17 protein-coding genes are annotated in these 20,179 nt (G+C 66.7%); 5 read left to right on the top strand and 12 right to left on the bottom strand.

The window, feature by feature from the left end:
* Positions 1-46: 46 nt before the first annotated feature.
* Both THIX_RS03825 and THIX_RS03830 read right to left on the bottom strand, forming a co-directional pair.
* Complete coding sequence (locus tag THIX_RS03825) at positions 47-2,425, bottom strand: TonB-dependent receptor (RefSeq protein ID WP_112485050.1); 2,379 nt, start codon at positions 2,423-2,425, stop codon at positions 47-49.
* A 245-nt stretch (positions 2,426-2,670) separates the two neighbouring features.
* Positions 2,671-3,531, bottom strand: a complete 861-nt coding sequence (locus THIX_RS03830) for a helix-turn-helix domain-containing protein (protein WP_112485052.1) — start codon at positions 3,529-3,531, stop codon at positions 2,671-2,673.
* A 299-nt stretch (positions 3,532-3,830) separates the two neighbouring features.
* Here THIX_RS03830 and THIX_RS03835 point away from each other — a divergent pair, with 299 nt between their 5' ends.
* Positions 3,831-5,957 carry a DUF6600 domain-containing protein gene (locus THIX_RS03835; RefSeq protein ID WP_146748440.1) on the top strand — a complete coding sequence of 709 codons (2,127 nt, stop codon included), beginning with the start codon at positions 3,831-3,833 and terminating at the stop codon, positions 5,955-5,957.
* Positions 5,958-6,061: 104 nt separating this feature from the next.
* Here THIX_RS03835 and THIX_RS03840 read toward each other — a convergent pair whose 3' ends face one another.
* The 7 genes from THIX_RS03840 to hemA all read right to left on the bottom strand — a co-directional run bounded on the left by THIX_RS03840 (position 6,062) and on the right by hemA (position 13,765).
* Positions 6,062-7,834 (bottom strand): alkaline phosphatase family protein, encoded by a 1,773-nt coding sequence (locus tag THIX_RS03840; protein WP_112485056.1) that lies wholly within the window; start codon positions 7,832-7,834, stop codon positions 6,062-6,064.
* A gap of 279 nt (positions 7,835-8,113) precedes the next feature.
* A complete protein-coding gene (locus tag THIX_RS03845) occupies positions 8,114-9,268 on the bottom strand; it encodes a carbohydrate porin (RefSeq protein WP_158540790.1) in 1,155 nt (384 codons plus the stop codon).
* Positions 9,269-9,331: 63 nt separating this feature from the next.
* A complete protein-coding gene (locus tag THIX_RS03850; RefSeq protein ID WP_233224385.1) occupies positions 9,332-9,937 on the bottom strand; it encodes a UbiX family flavin prenyltransferase in 606 nt (201 codons plus the stop codon).
* Positions 9,938-9,963: 26 nt separating this feature from the next.
* Positions 9,964-10,278, bottom strand: a complete 315-nt coding sequence (gene grxD / locus THIX_RS03855) for a Grx4 family monothiol glutaredoxin (protein WP_112485060.1) — start codon at positions 10,276-10,278, stop codon at positions 9,964-9,966.
* A complete protein-coding gene (gene prmC, locus THIX_RS03860) occupies positions 10,266-11,183 on the bottom strand; it encodes a peptide chain release factor N(5)-glutamine methyltransferase (protein ID WP_371412872.1) in 918 nt (305 codons plus the stop codon). Before prmC ends, grxD begins: the two co-directional genes overlap by 13 nt.
* Before the next feature lie 76 nt (positions 11,184-11,259).
* Entirely contained in the window at positions 11,260-12,339 is a 1,080-nt protein-coding gene (gene prfA, locus THIX_RS03865; protein WP_112485062.1) for a peptide chain release factor 1, read from the bottom strand.
* 88 nt (positions 12,340-12,427) lie between these two features.
* On the bottom strand, positions 12,428-13,765 hold the full coding sequence (hemA, locus tag THIX_RS03870) for a glutamyl-tRNA reductase (RefSeq protein ID WP_112485064.1): 1,338 nt from the start codon (positions 13,763-13,765) through the stop codon (positions 12,428-12,430).
* A 174-nt stretch (positions 13,766-13,939) separates the two neighbouring features.
* On the opposite strand from hemA, the gene THIX_RS03875 reads away from it, so the two are divergent.
* A complete protein-coding gene (locus THIX_RS03875; protein WP_146748441.1) occupies positions 13,940-14,212 on the top strand; it encodes a hypothetical protein in 273 nt (90 codons plus the stop codon).
* Between the two features lie 17 nt (positions 14,213-14,229).
* Here THIX_RS03875 and rarD read toward each other — a convergent pair whose 3' ends face one another.
* Entirely contained in the window at positions 14,230-15,111 is an 882-nt protein-coding gene (gene rarD / locus THIX_RS03880) for an EamA family transporter RarD (RefSeq protein ID WP_112485068.1), read from the bottom strand.
* A gap of 424 nt (positions 15,112-15,535) precedes the next feature.
* On the opposite strand from rarD, the gene THIX_RS03890 reads away from it, so the two are divergent.
* Positions 15,536-16,240 (top strand): fumarylacetoacetate hydrolase family protein, encoded by a 705-nt coding sequence (locus THIX_RS03890; protein WP_112488139.1) that lies wholly within the window; start codon positions 15,536-15,538, stop codon positions 16,238-16,240.
* 122 nt (positions 16,241-16,362) lie between these two features.
* On the opposite strand, the gene THIX_RS03895 is transcribed toward THIX_RS03890, so the two are convergent.
* Positions 16,363-16,572 carry a cold-shock protein gene (locus tag THIX_RS03895; protein ID WP_112488140.1) on the bottom strand — a complete coding sequence of 70 codons (210 nt, stop codon included), beginning with the start codon at positions 16,570-16,572 and terminating at the stop codon, positions 16,363-16,365.
* A 545-nt stretch (positions 16,573-17,117) separates the two neighbouring features.
* Between THIX_RS03895 and THIX_RS03900 the strand changes: the two genes are divergently transcribed.
* Complete coding sequence (locus THIX_RS03900; RefSeq protein WP_086558138.1) at positions 17,118-18,443, top strand: IS110-like element ISCARN20 family transposase; 1,326 nt, start codon at positions 17,118-17,120, stop codon at positions 18,441-18,443.
* A gap of 175 nt (positions 18,444-18,618) precedes the next feature.
* Here THIX_RS03900 and ychF read toward each other — a convergent pair whose 3' ends face one another.
* Complete coding sequence (ychF, locus tag THIX_RS03905; RefSeq protein WP_112485070.1) at positions 18,619-19,710, bottom strand: redox-regulated ATPase YchF; 1,092 nt, start codon at positions 19,708-19,710, stop codon at positions 18,619-18,621.
* A gap of 187 nt (positions 19,711-19,897) precedes the next feature.
* On the opposite strand from ychF, the gene THIX_RS03910 reads away from it, so the two are divergent.
* Positions 19,898-20,179 carry a hypothetical protein gene (locus tag THIX_RS03910; RefSeq protein ID WP_112485071.1) on the top strand — a complete coding sequence of 94 codons (282 nt, stop codon included), beginning with the start codon at positions 19,898-19,900 and terminating at the stop codon, positions 20,177-20,179.

Raw genomic sequence — 20,179 nt, forward strand, 5'->3', positions numbered from 1 at the left:
TTGGTTTTCCTGAGTGTGGATAGGAGTCCAGGATGAACCGCATCAATCAAAAGTCGGCCGACAGGCTGGCGAAGAATGTGCGGGGCGCTCCTGGGGTCGCCAAGACAAATTGCTGGTTCGGGTTGTTGCCCATGCCGACCCACTCTCCGTCAAAACTGACGAACTGATTGGCGTTGTATTCCTTGTTCGTCGCATTCAGAACGCCAAAGCCGAAGTGCAAGTCACGCAGCAGCGACTGGTGCAACGGTACCGTGCCATCCAGGGTCAAATTCAACAGGCCGTAGGCCGGCGCTTGTTGGGAGGTTGGCGTGTTGGTGTAGTCGCTCCACATGTACTGCGCGCCGGTGTACTGGTAAGAAATGGCCGGAACCCAGAGCATGCCGTTGCTATAGATCTTGTAATTGATGCCGACATTGAGGGTTCGGTTCGGGACGTTCGAGACCGGCAGGTTGGCGTAGCTGACTCCGCCGGTGGTGTAGTTATTGAAATCCGCCTTCTCGAAGTTCACGTTCGCGAATACCCCCAAGTTGTAGAGAAGATCGTCAGCCACGGCAATGTTGATGCCTTTGTAACTGGAGTCACCGTTCGCGTCACCGATGTAGTTGCCGTTGGCGTCGGTGAGTGGGATGTACTGGTTGCTGTAATGCAGGTGGTAATACGAGGCCGACAAGAGGAAGTGATGCAGGTACTGGCTGTTTTCAACATGGATCTTGAAGCCGACGTTGTAATCTTGGCTTTTTTCCAAGTTGTAGATGGGCGGGGTTGACTGGTACAGACCGCCGCCGCCGCCAACTTGTGGCTCTTTATAGGCCACCGCATAGTTGGCGAAGGTCGCCAGCCACGGTAAGGGTCGGAAGTTGACGCTGATCGAGGGTTCAACATCGTGGTGAGTGACGTTTGCACCTGGCAGCGTGCCCTGATCAGCAGAGGGGTCGAGAGCGTAGGCTTGGGCAAAATCGGTCTGGCCTCCGGGTGAATAGACAGTCTGGTCGCTGATGAATCGGATGCCAGGGGTCACATCCAGGTTGGCCAGCGGGCTGATCTTGTCCTGAGCGAAAACCGCCAAATCGGTCTGGTTGAAATAATCACTGCGATACTTTGCGTTGGGCACAGTCTGACTGCCGTAGACAGTCGTCGACGATCCAACCAAATCCGCTGGGTTATAGAAAGCGTTGCGGGTGTTGTAGGTGCTTTTCAGGAAAAAGCCGCCGACGCTGATCAGATTATGAGGAAGGCTGAGGTCGGCCCAAATCTTGTCGCCGTAGACCGAAGTGCTCGGGTTGTTGTGTTCGAATAAATTCGCTGGGCTGCTCAATCCATAATTGGCGTAGTGATCATGCACGCGTTCCCCAAGGCGATACCAGAGCAGGTTGTGCAGAGTCACGTTGGCATCAAGCGCGACGTTGAGCTTGCCGTAGATCAGACGGGTTTTGTTGGTGTCGTTCTTGTTCCATACTTTGCCTGGTACCGTGCTGTAAAAACCCGATGCCGGCTGGCTATACAGCGGCGAGTTGGCCGTGCCGTTTTGGGTGACGTCAGGGATGGTTGTCGTTGGCACAGCCATCGGGCGGTAACCAGTGCCGCGTGCTTGGTAAAAGCCAATGGAGAAGTCGCCCTGTTCGAATTGCTTACGGGTCTTCAGGAACACCGCATAGTTCTGGCTGCGGCTGTCGAAGCCATCTGGAGCGCTGCGGTAGCTGTTAGCCGAACCGGTGCCACCGGCCAGAATCGTTGACCAACCGTCATGTTCGCCGGTGTTGAGCACGTAGTCGAGGTTGCGTGCGCCATAGCTGCCGACGCTAAGGCCGATTGAACCGCCAGCCTTGTCACTTGGTTGTAGGGGAACAAACGCAATCTGCCCCCCGATGTTGTTGTACCAGCGGTCCTCGGGGTTCCCCGGGCCATAAGTGACGCCGACGCCTTGCAACAATCCGAGTTGTGGGATCTGCGGCGTCGCCCATAAACCACTCGATGGGTTGACCATCGGTACCCCGTCGAAGGTGACTGAAATCGAGCCGTTGTCGATCTGGGCGCCGCTGAAACCACCCCAACCCTGCTTGATTCCGTTGATGCTGATGGAGTTCTTGGTCGCGCCGGTCGAGCCATAACCTGAGACTCCGACGCCAGGAACCAGGGCGAGCGCTTGGGCGCTGCCACCGAATGGTCCTGCTGTTTTTAACTCCGTCTTAGTGATGACTTTGGTTGCTTGTCCTGACTTGAATACATGAGCAGCCTCGAGTTTTTTTTGCTCGTGGCTCTTCTTGGCGACAGCGCCTTGAGAGCCAGCCTGTACGCTGCCGAGGTCGGTCGGCGCGTTTTGGGCCTGGGCAGCGATGGGAGCTGCCAGCAGAGTGGCGAACAGCGCCTGCGCGAGCAGGCTGGGTTTGAACGCGGGACGCGCGGTTGGCGTGATCGGGTGCTGCATGCAATCCTCCGGGGTGGGTCGGGTTCGGCTTGTCCGCGAGGCTGTCTGGCCCACGGGTACAGAGCGCTATTGCAGCCAGGGCGCGTGACGCGCCGGTTGCATAAACCTGACGAAGATCTGACCGCCGGCGTCAAACTTGTACATAAACGTTGACGTTGCGAACGCTTATCGACACCAGGAGCAGATTCGGCCGGCGCCGATTGACGCGTCTGGGCGCGCTGAGTGTGTCAACAAGCCAGGGCTACTCAGGTTTGTCGATGCGCAGCGTTGTCAACGCTTGGGGTCGTTTGCCCCGGCGGCAAGGTTCTGTGCCAGCGGTAGCCCACACCATGCACCGTCTGCACATGGTTGTGCAGCCCGAGCGGGCGCAGCGCGCGTCGCAGGCGACCCACGGCGGTGTGCACCGTGTCGGCCTGGGCACGGGCAGGAATGTCCATCGCCAAACGCAGCGCCTGGGGGCCAAGCACATGCCCGGCCTGCGCCGCAAGGGTCCAGAGCAGGTGGAAGAGTTGCGGCGGCAGCGCCAGAGTCTGCGTGCCCTCAAGGGATTGCAGAGCCGCCCCGAAATGTCCTTGACCCCCTTTGGGGGAGTCCGCTTGCGGACTGCTGGGGGCGCTCAGATAAAGGCGTCGGGCCTGCCCATCCAGCGCCAGGTCGTCATCCAGCTGCAGCCAGCCGTCGGGCTGCGGCGCCACGCGCTCGCGCAGCCGGCCGAGTTGTGCGCGGATCAAGGCGGCCGTGCTGCCCAGGTGCAGCACGGCATCGGCGCCGGCGCGCAGTGCCGCCAGGGCGCCGGGGTCAGCCACGTCGGGCAGCAGCGCAAGCACGCCTGGCAGGCGCCCGCCGGGCTGGTGGCGCAGGAGCATGAGCCAGTCGGTCAGCTCGCGCACGTCGTGGCCGCTGCTGAGCAGCGCTGCCCAGGAGTCGCCTTCGCGCAGGCGCAACAAAGCCTCGCCGGGCGCGATGGGTTGGGAATTGGTATCGTCGCAATCCGCCGTGGCCGAGGCGAAGCGCACGCGCAGGACAGCGTGCTTGACCGTGTGATTCATGGGGTGCGGAGGGCGCAGGATGGTGGCGTGGGCGCTGCCCGAATCTCGGTTATTCATGTGTCAGGCCGATGACAAGCGGATGACAGCCCGACGCTTGCGGCATTGCGTCTGCCATGACGTGGCCGTGGCGTCGCTGGCGCAAGGCATGGACCGGCCCCGGCGTGCCGTTGAGCCCGGCGCCTGGCTTGTGGGTCACGGGTTACATCTGGCAGTGCGCGCATGCAAGCCGCTGTCATGCGCGCACGCATGTCGTTCGTTGATGTTGAAAGCAACCCATTCCAGGGTTCTCGCCCAAGCCGACAACCATGAACGTGCTCCCACACCTTGTCCGTTGGCTCGGCTGTTTGCGATGGGGCTTGCACCGAGCTTTACCCAGCCTGTTCGCGGTCGTGATCGTCGGTTCGGCACCCCTCGCGCATGCCGGGGAGCCGCCCGCACTGGTCGGCCGCATCGCCGAGTTTCAAGGCGAGGTGAGTCTGCTGCCGGCCGGCGCCAGCAGCTGGATCGCGGCCAGCCTGAACCGGCCCATCACCATCGGCGACCGGCTGTGGGTGCCGCCGGGCGGGCGCGCCGACATCGTCGCCGGGCCGGATGCGATCCGGCTGGGCCCGGGCACCGATCTCACGGTGCTCGATCTGCGCGAGCAGGACGTGCAGTTGTCGCTGTCGCAAGGCACGGCGCAATTGCAGGTACGCGCCTTCGGACCGGATCAGCGGGTGGAGGTGGACACGCCCAACCTCGCCTTTCAGTTGCAAAGTGCCGGCGATATGCGCCTGGACGTGAATCCGGCCGCCGACACCACCACCGCCACGCTGCGCGCCGGCCAGGGCGCGGCCTATGGCGAGAGCGCCGCGCCCTATGCTGTGGAGGCCGGGCAGAGGGTGCGCTTTGCCGGGCAGAACCTCACCGTTGTGGCCGCCGAAGACAATCCGCCGGCCGACGCCTTCGACCAGTGGGTGGGGCAGTTGAACGCACGCGAAGACGCCTCCATCTCCGCGCGCTATGTCTCGCCCTGGGTCACCGGCTACCAGGGGCTCGACGCCTGGGGCCAATGGACCCAGAGCCCGCAATACGGGCCCGTCTGGTACCCGCGCGTCGCCCCCGGCTGGGTGCCCTACCGCAACGGCCACTGGGCCTGGGTGCCACCCTGGGGCTGGACCTGGATTGCCGCCGAACCCTGGGGCTTCGCGCCCTTCCACTACGGCCGCTGGGCCTGGGTCGATTCGGCTTGGGTCTGGGTGCCGGGGCCCGTGCTGGTGCGCCCGGTGTACGCCCCGGCGCTGGTGGCTTTCGTCGGCGCCGCGCCCGGCGTCACCTTCTCCTTCGGCGTGGCCGGCGGCGCTCCGGCCGTGGGCTGGTTCCCACTCGGCCCGGGGCAGATCTACCGCCCGCCCTACGCCTACACCCCGGCTTACCTCGTGGCGGTGAATCGCTGCACTCCCATCAGCGGCCGCGACCATGACTGGATCAATGTGCGCCGCGAACTCGACCCGCGCCGCCTGCCGCCCCACGCCCTCACCCTGGTGCCGCGCACCGCCTTCGTTCAGGGCCTGCCGGTGCAGGATCATGTGCATCGCCTGCCCGCCTTGCCCGCGCACATCCTGCCGCTGGCCACGGCGCCCGACGCGCACCCGTTGGCGGCCAGCGTCACCGCCGGGGCGCGTCCCATGCCCTGGCCCACGGGGTTCCGGCCGCGCCCGGTGCTGGCCACGCGCGAGCCCGGGCCGCTGCCGCAGCGCTCCAGCATGCCCGAGACAGGCGGGCTGCGGCCCCCGGGCACATACCGGGGCCTGCCCGCGAACAACACGTCGCCCGAACGGGCTCCGGTGCGCATCGTGCCGGTCCCGGTGCAGCGCCAACCCGTAACGCCGCCATCGATGCGTCTTGGCCAGCCTCCGGCGGCGGAGCCGTCACCCAGACCGCAGCCCGGCTTGCAGCCGCAGCCGGGAGAGTCCGGGCGGTCCGAGTCGCCGCGTGTGTTCATCCCGCAGCCGCGATCCCCGTTGGCGGCGCAGCCGCAAGCTCCCCGGCCGCCGCTGCAAACCCCGGAACCAGCGCAACGGGATCGCGGGTTTTCGCGCCCCATGCCCCACTTTCCTGAACACCCCGCGCAAAGATTCGATCAACGCCCCGAGCCGCGCCTGGAGCAGCCAGGCTTCGCCCCGCTGCCCCGGCCGAGGCCGTCTGGCTTTTCCGCGCCCGAGCGCGGTGCCGGGCCGCCTCCGTCGATCGAGCGCCCGGGTGAAGCGCCGCAGCGCCTCGAACGACCAGCGCCGGAATTGCGCCAGCATGTGCAGCCTGAGTTCCAGCCCCATTTCCGCGCGCTCGCGCCCGGCTTCGAACCCAGTTCGCGGGGCGAAGCCGGGCGCTCAGGCAGACCTGAGGGCGTACCCGAGCGTGGGTCCGAGAGCCGTGCCCCGCCGCCCGGCGCCCCACAGGGCGTGCCCGGCCCCCTGCAGCGCGCCGGCATGGCTCCGCCTTGAGCCGGGCGCCCTGGACCCGGGCGCAGTGGTGTCCTAGCCTTTCCGGCGCGCTGCAGCAGGCGCATTCCGCCTGCGTGGCGAGTCTGGAACCGCGCCGCGCGGGGTCAGTCGTCCTGCGCGTTCGAATGCCCACCCCCATGGCCGTCTTCATGACCATCGCCGTGGCCGAAGTGGAACAGGGTCATCATGTTGCCGATGGCAGGCTTGTTGCGCGGCACATAGGGGTCGCCAGAGGCGGGGAGCGGATTGGGCAGGTTGTCGCGGCTGCGCTTGGACAGCGGCGACAAGCCCCAGTTGGCCTCGATGAACTTGGCGATGGAGGCGTGGTCCGTGTAGGTGTGGTCGACATCGCCGCCGCGCGAGTACGGGGACACCACGATCATCGGGATGCGCGTGCCGTCGCCGAAGAAGTCGATCGGCTGGATATAGCCCGAGTCGTAGTAGCCGCCGCCTTCGTCGAAGGTGATCATGATGGCTGTGTGCGCCCACAGCCGCTTGTTGCTCTTGACCTGGTCGATCACGCTCTTGACGAACTGCTCGTAGTGGTACGGGTTGGAGTCGGCCGGGTGGCCGGCTTGGCTTTCATAGGGCCGCACGAAGGACACCGCCGGCAGCGTCCCGTACTTCACGTCGGACTGGAACAGGGTCATGCCCTGCAGGTTGTTGCGCTGCGCCGAGGTCATGACCGACTTCGAGAACACGAACGGGTCGCAGATCGAGCAGTACTCGCTGGTGGGGTGGCCATTGTTCCAGCCACCGCTGTACCACTTCCAGGTGATGCCCCTGGCCGTCATCGCGTCCGCCAGCATCGGCACCGTTTGCGGGGGCACTGTGAAATGGGTCGGCCCCAGCGGAGCGGGCGTGCCGTCGGGGTTGTAGCCGGGGCCGTAGTTGTTCAGCAGGTAGTAGGTGTCGGCCGCGCAGTTGCCGCCGTTGAAGGGCTTGTTGGACTGGGCGTGGAGGGCATCCATGATCGCCGTCACGCCAGGCTGCTGCGGGTCCGCGCATTTGACGTAGGAGCCGCCGGCATAGCCGTCCTGCTTGTAGAAGTTGTTGGTGCCCGGCACGGGATCGGGGTTCTCGATCTGGTTCACCGGCGGCATGGCTGGCATGCCGTCGGTGTTGTAGAACGCCGCGTCCCCGGCGGTGCCGATGGAGATGAAGTTGGCGCCCGTGCCGCCCATGATGGCCTGGTGGTAGTTGTCGCTGATGGCGTATTCGCGCGCGAGCTGCTTGAAGTATGGCGCGTCGCCGGTGCTCATGTTGTAGAAGCCCATCTGCACGCCGCCCTGGTAGGTGTCGGCCGGGGTCGCGGGCGGCGTGTTCTGGCCGCCGATGCCCACGGTCTGGGCCACCCAGGTGAACAGGTCGTGCCGGCCTTTGTCCACCTGCTGCCACATCTGGAAGAAGCGGTGCACCGGGTCGCCGGTGTAGGAGTCGTACGGCACGTACTTGGTGATCTGGAACGGGCCGTTGGGCAGGTTGGCCGGGAAGCGCTGGTCCGGCACGCCGGGGGGCTGGCCGTTGGCGTAGGTCGTGTTGGGCTGCGGCAGCGTGGCGTAGGGCTGGGTCTTGGTGGGGTCGAGGCGATACACGTCGGTATCGCTGGCCTGCCACTGGGCGGCCTTGCCGAAGTTCGGCCCCGGCGTGCCGTCGGCGTTGACGATGCCTTCGGACAGCAGGTTGCGCACGCTCTGGCCGTGCTTGGGCTTGTAGGTGGCGAACAGATTGTCGAAGCTGTGGTTCTCGCCGACGATGACGATCAGGTGCTCGATCGGCGTGGCGGTATGGGTGTCGGACTCGGCGCTGGCGGGCATGGGGTGCCAGGCCAGCATCGCGCTCAAGGCCGTCACCGAGAAAAGGTTGGGTCTACGCATGATCAGGTTCTCCTGTGTGGGGGCACCGGGGCCGGTTCATCGGCAGGCCCCTGCCGTGTTCCGGGCCCCGGTGATCCGCAACGTAGCGTCCGCGTGTGATGACTCCATGAAGGAACGATGAAGGATTTGTGGCAAGGTTTTGTGACTTTTTGCCGCGCGCCGCAGCGCGGCCATGGGCCTGTGCGCCCGGCGGGCATGCAAGGGCGCGCCGGGCCAGCCGGGACGCGAGTGCTCGAGTCGTCCGGGTCCGCAGGCCATGCGGCGCGCGCGCCCGCGTCATCAGTACTCGAGGTGCAGCCTGACCCCGAGCACCATGGCGGCCGGGCCGTTGCCGCCGGCATTCCAGATGCGCTGCACGTCGGGCTGCACATACACGCCACGGACCACCTTGTAGGCGTAGTTCACCTCCAGCACGGTCTCCGGGTGCAGCGCGCGCAGGCTGGCGCGGGCCAGGCCGATGCTGAGGCTGTCGTCCGGCCGGCTGGCAAGGGGCCGCTGCACGCGCAGGCCCAGGCCCAGGTAGTACGGCAGCGAGTTCACCCGGCCGTTGCTCGCCGCCAACTGGACGAAGGCGCCGTAATGCGGTCCATTGGCCACATCCCAGCGGGTTTCGCCAATGCCGTAGACCCCGCCGGTGGACGGCCCGAGCAGCGGGTCGTTCTGGCGCATATGCCACAGCCCGAGCTTGAACATCTGGCGCGGCTGGCCGTCCGCCAGGGTGCCGATGCTCTTGCTCGCTTCCACCAGCGCCAGCGCTCCCGATTGCAGCACGCCGCTGAACTTGGGCGGGTTGGCCTGCCATGCGCCGGTCTGCAGCGCATAGCCGTCGCCCAGATCGGCACCGCCCATCAAGCCCAGGCCGGGGTTGGGAAAGGTGGCGATGTCGGCGTTGCTGGTGAGCGTGGGCACGGGGCCGAACGAGGCATTGAGCAACTGCCCCGCCAGACCGACGGTGGCGAAGTAGTAGTTGACGTCCATGATGCCGGCGCGCACGAAGCCCGCGGCCAGGTCTTGCTGGTAACTGAACTGGTACAGCCGCAAGAAGTTGGGCGCCCAGTCGTTGCTCGTGGTTTGCACCGCGCCGGTCTGCGCCGGCAAGTTGCCGTTGGTCTTCACGCCCATCAGGCTGAAGTCCAGTTTGCCGCCGGTCCACAGGCCGGCCCTGGCCGTGTCGAGGCTGCCGCCGAACTGCAGCAGCGCGTCGCTCGCCAGTTGGTGGTGGCGGCCGCCGGCCGCCACGCCAACCGCTTCGGTGTCGAGATGGCCTGAGAACGACAAGCCGTTTTCCAGCGTTTTGAACGGCGGCAGCGCGGGAGCGTTGTAGGGCGCGATCTGGAACTCGCCGCCCTGCGGCGCGGGGTCAGGCGGGGTTTGCGCCAGCACCTTGCCGGCTGGGCCGAGTGTGCCGAGCAGCGCGAGGCCGACGGCGAGCAAGTGTGGAGCGGATGGCGATGTGGCAGGCGGCATGCCGTGCAGGCGTGGATGAGTCGGCCGCGGTCAGCCGCCCGCGTTCGCACCCGTTGCCGCACCCGGCCCGGTCTCGGGCCAGCCCTGCCATTGCGGCGCCAGATCGTGGGCGATGCCGAACTGCTCCAGCACCCGGCCCAGGGTGTGGTCCACCATCTGCTCCAGGGTCTGCGGCCGTTGGTAGAACGCGGGCACGGGCGGGAAGATGGTGCCGCCCATTTCGGCCACGGCCGTCATATTGCGCAGGTGGGCCAGGTTCAGCGGCGCCTCGCGCACCATCAGCACCAGGCGGCGGCGCTCTTTCAGGCACACGTCCGCGGCGCGGGCCAGCAGGTTGTCGGACATGCCGTGGGCGATGGACGCGAGCGACTTCATCGAACACGGCGCCACCACCATGCCGGCAGTGGCGAACGAACCGCTGGCGATGCTGGCGGCCACGTCGCCAATCGGGTGCGTTTCGTCGGCCAGCGCCTCCACCTCGCGCCGGCCCAGGTCCAGCTCCGCCTTCACGCTCAGCCAGCCGGCGCTGCTGACCACCAGATGCGCATGCACCCCGCCCAGCCGGCGCAGGTGCTGCAGCAGCCGCACACCATAGATGGCGCCGGTGGCGCCGGTGATGCCGACGATCAGGCGCACGCGGCGGTCCGGATGTGCCGCCGCGCTCAGGGCTGCGCCAGCAGTTGCTGCAACTCGCCGCTCTCGTACATCTCCATCATGATGTCCGAGCCGCCCACGAATTCGCCCTTCACATAAAGCTGCGGAATGGTCGGCCAGTTGGCGTATTGCTTGATGCTCTCGCGCACCTCCTGGTCCTCCAGCACGTTGACGCTGGCGTACTGGTTCACGCCGCAAGCCTTGAGAATCTGCGCCGCGCGCCCGGAAAAGCCGCATTGCGGAAACTGCGGCGTCCCTTTCATGAACAGCACCACCTCGTTGGACTTGACGAGTTGGTCAATGCGTTGAATCACGTCGGACATGGGGGCCTCTGGAAATCGGTGAACGCGGACTTGGCCGCATGGGGGGAATTGTAGGTTTTGGGCCAGGCTGGCGCGTGGCCGGCCGTCAGGCGCGCAATCCCTGCGAGGTCGGGCTGGGTCTGCACCGCCATCAAACCCGCCGCGAGCAGCAGCGCCTGCACGGCCGCGGCCTGGTCGTGGCCATGCTCCAAGGCCAGCCAGCCGCCGGCGGCCAGATGCGCGGGCGCTGTGGCGACGATGCGGCGGATGTCGGCCAGGCCGTCGGCGCTGGCGCGGCCCACCAGGGCGAGTTGCGGCTCGTGCGCCAGTGCGGCGAGGTGCGCATCGCCCGCCGCGACGTAGGGCGGGTTGCCGAGGATGAGGTCGAAGCGTGGCGCGGGCATCGGCAGCGCGGCGAACCAGTCGCCGGCCAGCAGGCGCAGCGGGCCGCCGGGGCGCCGTTGCGGCAACAGCGATTGGGCGTTGCCGGCGGCCACCTTCAGCGCGTCGGCGCTGCTGTCCACCGCCCACACTTCGGCTTGCGGCCGCGCATGGGCCACCGCCACGGCGATGGCGCCGCTGCCGGTGCCGAGGTCGAGCACGGTGGCGTGGCCGTCGTGCGGCATGCGCGCCAGGGCGAAGTCCACCAGCAACTCGGTCTCGGGCCGCGGCACCAGCACGGCCGGGCTCACCGTGAAGCGCAAGCCGTAGAACTCGCGCCAGCCCAGCACATAAGCCAGCGGCTCGCCGGCCCGCAGGCGCGTGGCGGCGGCGTCCAGCAGCTTGAGGGCCGCGGCGTCGAGCAGGGCTTCGGGATGCGCCAGCAAGGTGGCGTGGCTGATGCCAGCCAGCTCGCGCAGCAGCACCAGCGCGTCGATGCGCGCCAGGCCGGCCTGGCGCATCCAGGCTTCGAGGGTCATGGGCATGGACGTTGCCATGTTGTGCGACTGGCCATGGCGTAGCGATGGTGGCGATGGGCTGCAGCCATCACAACGCTCCGGTTCATGCCTCGCCCAGCGCCATCAGCAACTCGGCCTGATGTTCGGCGTGCAGGGCGTCGAGCAGTTCGTCGAGATCGCCGTTCAGGATGGCGTCGATCTTGTACAGCGTGAGGTTGATGCGGTGGTCGGTGATGCGCCCTTGCGGCACGTTGTAGGTGCGGATGCGATCGGAGCGGTCGCCGCTGCCGACCAGGCTCTTGCGCTGCGCCGCTTCCTTGGCCTGCGCCTCCTGCCGCTGCCGCTGCTCCAGGCGGGCGGCCAGCACGGCCAGCGCCTGCGCCTTGTTGCGGTGCTGCGAGCGGTCGTCCTGGCACTCCACCACCAGGCCGGTGGGCAGGTGGATGATGCGCACGGCCGAGTCGGTCTTGTTGATGTGCTGGCCGCCGGCGCCGGAGGCGCGGAAGGTGTCGATGCGCAACTCGGCCGGGTTGATCCGCACCGCGGCCTGCGCGTCGGGCTCGGGCATCACCGCCACGGTTGCAGCGCTGGTGTGGATGCGCCCTTGCGACTCGGTGGCGGGCACGCGCTGCACGCGGTGGCCGCCGCTCTCGAACTTGAGCCGCCCGTACACGCCCTCGCCGCTGATGCGCACCACAGCCTCTTTCACGCCGCCGAGGTCGCTGTCGGCATGGCTGATGACTTCGCAGCGCCAGCCGCGGCGCTCGGCATAGCGGGTGTACATGCGCAACAGGTCGGCGGCGAACAGGGCGGATTCGTCGCCCCCGGTCCCGGCGCGCACCTCGAGGAAAGCGGGCTTGCGGTCGTCCGGGTCGCGTGGCAGCAGGGCGGTTTGCAGCTCGGCTTCGAGCGTGGCGATGCGCTGCTGCGTGGATGCGATTTCGTCCTGCGCCAAGGCGCGCATCTCGGGCTCGGCCAGCAGCGCCTGGGCGTCGGCGTGCTCGGCTTCGGCCTGCAGCAACTCGGCGTAGAGCGCGGCCAGCGGCGCGAGCTCGGCGCGCTCGCTGCCCAGGGCGCGCAGGCGGACTGGGTCGGCGGCGCTGTCGGGCGCACCGAGCAGGGCGTCGATCTCGTCCATGCGGCGCAGCATGGCGGCCAGCTTGTCGCGCAGGGAGGGTTTCATGGGGTTGTGTGCGGATGTGCGGAGCGGACGCGCGAACTCGGGCAGCGCGCGGCGCAGGCTTGCAGCCCGGCACGCGCCGCCGGTTCAGCTAGGTGTTGTTGGCGTCGCTGCCGTGGCCGTCGCCGCTGTCGCCGTTGCTGCCGCAGCCGCGGTGCGGCGTGAGAAACAGGCGCTGCACTGCGCGCGCGACTTGCTCGCGGTGGGCGGGGTCGCTGTGGTGCATGGCGGCGTAGGCGTTGTGCATGAATTTTTGCGACAGATTGCGCGCCAGCATGTCGAGCACCGCCTCGGCGTCTTCGCCACGCGCCAGTTGCTTGCGCGCGCGGTCGAGCTCGGCAGCCTGCCACTGGCGGCTGACGTCTTGCAATTGCAGGATCAGCGGCACTTGCTCGCGGCTGTCCATCCACTGCAAGAAGCCCTGCACCCGGGTCTCGATGATGGACTCGGCCTGCTGCACCGCGGCCTGGCGCTTCTCGCTGTTGGTGCGGACCAGCTCGGTGAGGTCGTCCACGGTGTAGAGGTAGACGTCGGGCAGCTCGCCGACCTCGGCCTCGATGTCGCGCGGCACCGCCAGATCGACCATCACCACCGGCTTGTGGCGGCGCTGCTTGACCATGCGCTCGGCCGCGCCCAGGCCGATGATGGGCAGGGTGCTGGCCGTGGACGTGACGACCACGTCGAATTCGGGCAGGCGCTGCGGCACGTCGGCCAGGCGCATGGCTTCGGCGCCGAACTGCGCCGCCAGCTTGGAGCCGCGCTCCAGCGTGCGGTTGGCAATGGCCATGTGGCGCGGCTTGCGCGCCGAGAAATGGGTGGCGACGAGTTCGATCATTTCGCCGGCGCCGATGAACAGCACGCGGCAGTCGGCCAGGTTCTCGAACACGGTTTCGGCCAGCTTCACGCTGGCGGCGGCCATGCTCACCGAATGCGCGCCGATCTCGGTGGTGCTGCGCACCTCCTTGGCCACGGCAAAGGTGCGCTGGAACATCTGTCCCAGGGTGCTGCCCAGGGTGCCGGTGTCGGTCGCGGCGCGCACCGCGTCTTTCATCTGGCCGAGGATCTGCGGCTCGCCCAGCACCATGGAGTCGAGCCCGCTGGCGACGCGAAAGGCGTGGCGCACGGTGTCGTCCTGCACCAGGCGGTAGCTGTGGTCGATCAGGTCGCCCTCGCGCAGCGCGCGCGACTGCGCCAGCCAATGCACCAGCGCCTCGCGCGGGTCGGCCTCGGCGGCGCAGTAAATTTCGGTGCGGTTGCAGGTGGAGAGGATGGCGGCTTCCACCGCGCCTTCGCCGCCGCCGCGGCGCGCAGCCAGGCTGTCGCGCAGCGTGCGCAGCGCATCCTTCAGGCCGTCGGCTGAAAATGCGAGACGCTCGCGCACATCGAGTGGCGCGGTCTGGTGGTTGACTCCGACGGCGGCTAATAACATAGTGAGTTCGCTATTTTACGAATGGATGACACTCCGTGCGGCTGATACAGGTCAATCCAGCTGTCGATGCCAGGCACCCATTCACGCCGCAAACTCGACCATGACCATTTTTTTTCCCCCATCAGCGTCTCCAAGGGGCATAACGCTCCAGCAGCGGTTTTGGATGTCCGCCGCATGCTGAGCCTGTTGCTGATGTGGCTGGCGGGCACCAGCGTCATGCCGCTGGTGGTGGGCGGCGCCATCGGCGCGGTCAGCCTGAGGGTGCTGCGGCCCTGCGCTTCGAGGCTGGGCCGACAGGTGTTCTGGGCGGCGCTGGCCGCACTCGTGACGCATCTCGTCCTGGTCGGCAGCGGCTTGCTGCGTGACGGTGCAGTCCTCGATTACGCCAGCGTGCTGGCCGCTGCCGTCGCCGCCAGCGCGCTGGCTTGCCGGCGTGCCCGCCGCTGAGGCGGGCCGATTCAAGTTCAGGCGGCGTAGCGCCTTGCCCGCAAGGCCAGCAAACCCTCCACCACATACACGGCAATGCCGGCCCACACCAGGCCGAAGCCGATGGCCTTGTTCGTGCCGAAAGGCTCGTGGTACAGCCAAACGCCCAGCCCCAGCAGGATGGTGGGCGTGAGGTATTGCAGGATGCCCAGCAGCGAGAACGGAATGCGCCGCGCTCCGGCAGCGAACAGCAGCAGCGGAATGGTGGTCACCGGCCCGGCGGCGACGAGCAGCCAGCGCAGGCTCCAGTCGCTGCTGGCGAACACATTCGCACCCTGCGCGCTTTCCCAGGCCAGATAGGCCAGCGCCAGCGGAAACAGCACCGCGGTTTCCACGGCCAGGCCTTCGAGCGAGCCCAGCGGCGCCGTCTTGCGCAGCAGGCTGTAACCGGCAAAGCTGAAGGCCAGGGTCAGGGCGATCCACGGCACATGGCCCACTTCGGTCGTCATCCAGCCCACCCCCAGCGCCGCGATGCCGACCGCAAGCCATTGCACGAGCCGCAGGCGCTCGTGCAGGATGAAGGTGCCCAGCGCCACGTTCAACAGCGGGTTGATGTAGTAGCCCAGGCTGGCCTCGACCACATGGTCGTGGTTCACGGCCCAGATATACGTGCCCCAGTTGCAGGCCAGCAGCAAGGCGCTGCCGGCAAAGCGGGCCAGCACCGCGGGCTGTTCGCGCAGCAGGCGCATCCAGGCCCAGCGCTTGAGCACCAGCAGGATGAGAAACACCAGCAGCAAGGACCACACCATGCGGTGAGCCAGAATTTGCAGGGCCGGCACCTGGTGCAGCAGCTTGAAATACAGCGGAAACAGGCCCCACAGGGTGTAGGCGCCCAGGGCGTAAGCCACGCCGGGATTCATGTTTGTTTGGAGTGTGTGAACGGGAACTCGCCATCGTACGTGGGCCGCCAGTCTTTTGCCGACGCCAGCGCCGAGGCAAGCGTCCTGGTCTCGGAATCGCGGTGAAAGCCCATCGCGGGCGAAGCGACGAACGCGCTCGTGTCGGGCATGGATGGCGGGTGTCGCCCTAAGGCGACGCTGAACAAGTTCCCGTGATGCAGCGCGCCTTGCATCGGGATGGGATGCAAGGCGCAAACCACAGCCATAGCCCAAGCTATGGCGCGGATTTGCAACGCCGCAGACCGCCCGAGGCGCGGACGCGATGCGCACGAGGGACTTGTTCAGCGTTGCCTTAAGCTTTCGGGTGGACGCACCAGCTGGCCGCGTGCCGGTCGGCAAGCCGGGGCAGATGCGTCACGACCCCATCAACACGGAGCCATCAGCCATGCCGCTGCAAGCCGAACCCAGCTATGTCTTTGCACCCGTGGTGCCCAGCCTACCGGTGGCGGGCAGCGCCCAGCGCTTCCCGGTGCGCCGGGTCTATTGCGTGGGGCGCAACTACGCCGAACATGCGCGTGAAATGGGCCACGACCCCGAACGCGAACCACCGTTCTTTTTCATGAAAACGCCCGACGCGCTGCTGGGCAGCGGCGGCGTGTTTCCCTATCCGCCGGCCAGCAGTGACGTGCACCACGAGATTGAACTGGTGGTGGCCATCGGCCAAGGCGGCAGCGACATCGCGGTGGACGCGGCGCTCGGCCATGTCTGGGGCTATGCCGTGGGGCTCGACATGACACGGCGTGACTTGCAGGGGCAGGCGAAGAAGCTCGGCCGTCCGTGGGAAGTGGGCAAGGCTTTCGATGCGGCGGCGCCCTGCTCGGCGCTGTTGCCGGCGCAGGGCGCCGCGCTTGCACCCAGCGCGGCGATCTGGCTGGAGGTGAACGGCGCATCGCGCCAGCGTGGCAAGCTGGGTGACATGATCTGGAGCGTGCCCGAAATCATCGCCCATCTCTCGCGCCTGTTCCGGCTGGAGCCTGGCGACCTGATTTTCAGCGGCACGCCCGCCGGCGTCGGGCCGGTGCAGCGCGGCGACCGCCTGCGCGGCGGCGTGGATGGCGTGGGTGCGCTGGACATCAGCGTCGGGGCCTGAGGCGTCCTCGGGTTGGATCGTGGATCTGCAGCACTACGCTTGCAGCGGTGCCGATGCAAAACCCGGACGAAAAAAAACCGCGACCGAAGTCGCGGTTTTTCAGCCAACGGCTGGGTCGAGAATCAGACCGGACGCACGTTGGAAGCCTGCAGGCCTTTCTGGCCCTGCTTGACTTCGAATTCGACGCGTTGGTTTTCGGTCAGGGTCTTGAAGCCGCTGCCTTGAATTTCGCTGAAATGGACGAACAGGTCAGCGTCGCCGCCATCCTGGGCAATAAAGCCGAAGCCCTTGCCTTCGTTGAACCATTTCACAATGCCCGTTTGGGTCGCCATGATCATTCCTTACTTTTTCAAATGCTGCGCAGCACATGCCGCCGCAGTGCAGAGACACGCAAGAACATCACTTGGGGAATTCAACCGGGCTTGCCGCGGGGAGCGGCAGTAAACAGCAAAAACCTGCAAAACGACAACCTTGTGCATACCTACGACTCGAAGTATACCGGATGCGAGCCCATCGCGTTGGATGCCTTGCAGAGAACCCAAACCTGCCGCTTCGCGTCAGACCCCCCGAGGGGAGGAAAAAACTTCGGGCGGCCGCGCGTTTTCTCATGAGCATCCCAAGCCCCTGGGGGCGCCCGGCGTTCGCGAAGAAACGATCTTTGGGCTACAAGGTGAACGGCAGTGCCGAGATGACCGACAAGTCATTGGTGCGAGCCTGCGGCGTTGTAGGACGCCGTGAGGTGAGCCCGCTCGTGAGCATGGTCCGGGAATCGTCGGCGACAGTGGTGAGCACAGCGATGTGCATCCCGTTTGAGAGATCGAGTCGAATTCGACGACTCCCATGGCGCTGCCGTTCGTTGACAATCTTGGAGCAAACGATGGCGATGCGCAAGCGAGATGATGATCTGGTCTTCCCCAACGCGGCGGGTATCGACGTAGGAGGGTCGAGCCACTGGGTGGCGGTACCCCGGCAAGCCTGCGACGAACCGGTGCGCGAGTTCGGTGCGATGACCGACGATCTGCACGCCATGGCCGACTGGCTGCTCGCGTGTGGGGTCGACACCGTGGCGCTGGAGTCCACCGGGGTGTACTGGATCCCGGTGTTCGAGGTGCTGGAGCAACGCGGCTTGACGGTGTTTTTGGTCGATGCGCGGCAGATGAAGTATGTGCCTGGGCGCAAGAGCGATGTGCAGGACTGCCAGTGGTTGCAGAAGTTGATGAGCCTGGGGTTCTTGCGCGCGGCGTTCCGCCCGACCGATGAGGTCTGTGTGGTGCGTGCCGTGGCCCGTCAGCGCGACGTGCTCTTGGCCGAGCAGGCCAGTTGGGTGCAGCGCATGCAAAAGGCGCTGGTGCAGATGAACATCCAGCTCACCGAGGTTCTGACCGATGTCATGGGACTGACGGGACAAGCCATCATCCGCGCCATCGTCGCTGGCGAGCGCGACCCCAAGACGCTGGCCCGGTATCGCAACGCTCGTGTCAAGGCCAGTGAGACGGAGATTGCCAAGGCCTTGACGGGCAATTGGCGCGATGAGCACCTGTTCGTGCTGCGCCAGGCGCTGGCGATGTATGACGACATTGCCCGGCACCTGGGCGAATGCGACGCCAAGCTGCAAGGACTGCTGAGCCAGCTTGGCGCGGCCAAGGTCGATCTGGGCAAGACGCCTCGTGCAGGCAGCAAGCTGCGCGCGCAGTTCGACGCACGCCAGATTCTGGCCAACTGGGCCGGCGTCGATCTCACGCGCATCAACGGCCTGGGTCTGGCTGCGGTGATGAAGATCCTCTCGGAGGTCGGCCCCAACCTGAGTCGCTTTGCCAACGTCAAGCACTTCTGTTCTTGGTTGGGGCTGTGTCCGGGCACGAAGATCAGCGGCGGCAAGGTGCTGTCAGCCAAGACCCGGCGATCCGCCAATCGGGTCAGGCAGGCGCTGAAGATGGCCGCGATGAGCCTGTCGCACAGCGACTCGGCCCTCGGCGCGTTCTACCGCCGCTTGTCGGGCCGCATGGACAAGCCGCGTGCCAATACCGCCACCGCGCACAAGCTGGCGCGCATGGTGTATTTCATGCTGACGCGTGGCGAGGCGTTCGTCGATCAAGGCCAGCAGCGCTATGAAGATCAGCAGCGCGAGCGCTCAATCGTCGCCCTCAAGCGCCGCGCCGCTGCCCTTGGCTTCCAGATCCATCCAAACCCGGTGCCAGCATGAAACCGGCCTTCAACCCATTTTGTTTCTTGAGAGCGCCCCCAGCAGTCGGCAAGCGGACTTCCCCCGAGGGGGGCAAGAAAACTCGGGAGCGGCCTGCGTTTCCTTGAGAGGGCATGGCGCGGGGAAAGCCACGTGGCATCTGTGGTGACAGCGCCGAAGCGCGGCCCGAGGGTGCTCAGACGTTGAACAGGAAGTTCAGCACGTCACCGTCTTTCACCACGTAGTCCTTGCCTTCGGCGCGCATCTTGCCGGCGTCCTTGGCGCTTTGCTCGCCGCTGTACTTGATGAAGTCGTCGAAGGCGATGGTCTGGGCGCGGATGAAGCCGCGCTCGAAGTCGGTGTGGATCACGCCGGCGGCCTGCGGCGCGGTGGCGCCAATGGGGATGGTCCAGGCGCGCACTTCCTTCACGCCCGCAGTGAAATAGGTCTGCAGGCCCAGCAGGCTGTAGCCGGCGCGGATGAGGCGGTTCAGGCCGGGCTCGTCCTGCCCGAGTTCGGCGAGAAATTCTTTCTTTTCCTCGGGCGACATGCCGGCCAGCTCGCTCTCCAGCTTGGCGCAGATGGCCACCACCGGCGCGTTTTCTTTCGCGGCGTACTCGCGCAGGCGCTCGAGGTGGGGGTTGTCGGTGAAGCCGTCCTCCATCACGTTGCCGACGAACATCGCCGGCTTGGCGGTGATCAGGCACAGCGGCTTGATCAGCGCCATCTCGTTGTCGGACAGGCCCATGGCGCGCACGGGCTGCGCCTGGTTCAGCGCCTTTTCGCAGCGTTGCAGCAGTTCGGCCGTTTTCAGCGCTTCCTTGTCGCCGGCGCGGCCCTGCTTGTTCATGCGGTGGATGGACTTTTCCACGGTGCCGAGGTCGGCCAGGCACAACTCGGTCTGGATCACGCCGATGTCCGCCAGCGGGTCGATGCGGCCAGCCACATGAATCACGTTCTCGTCGTCGAAGCAGCGCACCACGTTGACGATGGCGTCGGTTTCGCGGATGTGGGCGAGGAACTGGTTGCCCAGGCCCTCGCCCTGCGACGCGCCCGCCACCAGACCGGCGATGTCGACGAACTCCACCACCGCCGGCACCACGCGCTGCGGCTTGACGATGGCGGCGAGCTGCTGCAGGCGCGCATCGGGCACCTCCACCACGCCGACATTGGGCTCGATGGTGCAGAAGGGGTAGTTCTCGGCAGGAATGGCGCTTTGGGTCAGCGCGTTGAACAGGGTGGACTTGCCCACGTTGGGCAGGCCGACGATGCCGCATTTGAGACTCATGGCAGGTGGCGTGGGGGCAAAGCGCGCATTGTAGGAGGCCGCCCGTTGCGGGCGGCGCGGGTGGCGCGGCGCCGCAACCGCGGCTTGTTGGGGTTGGTGACGCCTGCGCTTTCGCGCCCGCCCTGCCGGATCCCGCCATGTTCCCCGTCGTCCTGATCGCCCTGCTGATCGGCCCCGACGGCGCCGAGTGCGCGCCGGCAACAAGCGGGTGCGGGTGGGCGCGACGCCCCGGTTCGTGCCCGAGGCTCCGGGCGCGGTGCTGTGGTCCGGCGACGGTGGGCACTGCCATACCGAGGAGCTGATCCTGCCGGGCGAAACCCTCTACGCCCTCGGCCAGTTCCAGAGCCTGGACCCGCCGTCCACCCTGCCGCCGGATGATCTCAGCGAAACCTTGCGCTGGCAGTCATGGGCCTGGCTGGCGGCAGGGTTGCGGGCTTTGGGTTTGGCGGGAGCAGCCATGCAGGGCTAG

The organism is Thiomonas sp. X19 (assembly GCF_900089495.1).
GTDB lineage: Bacteria > Pseudomonadota > Gammaproteobacteria > Burkholderiales > Burkholderiaceae_C > Thiomonas_A.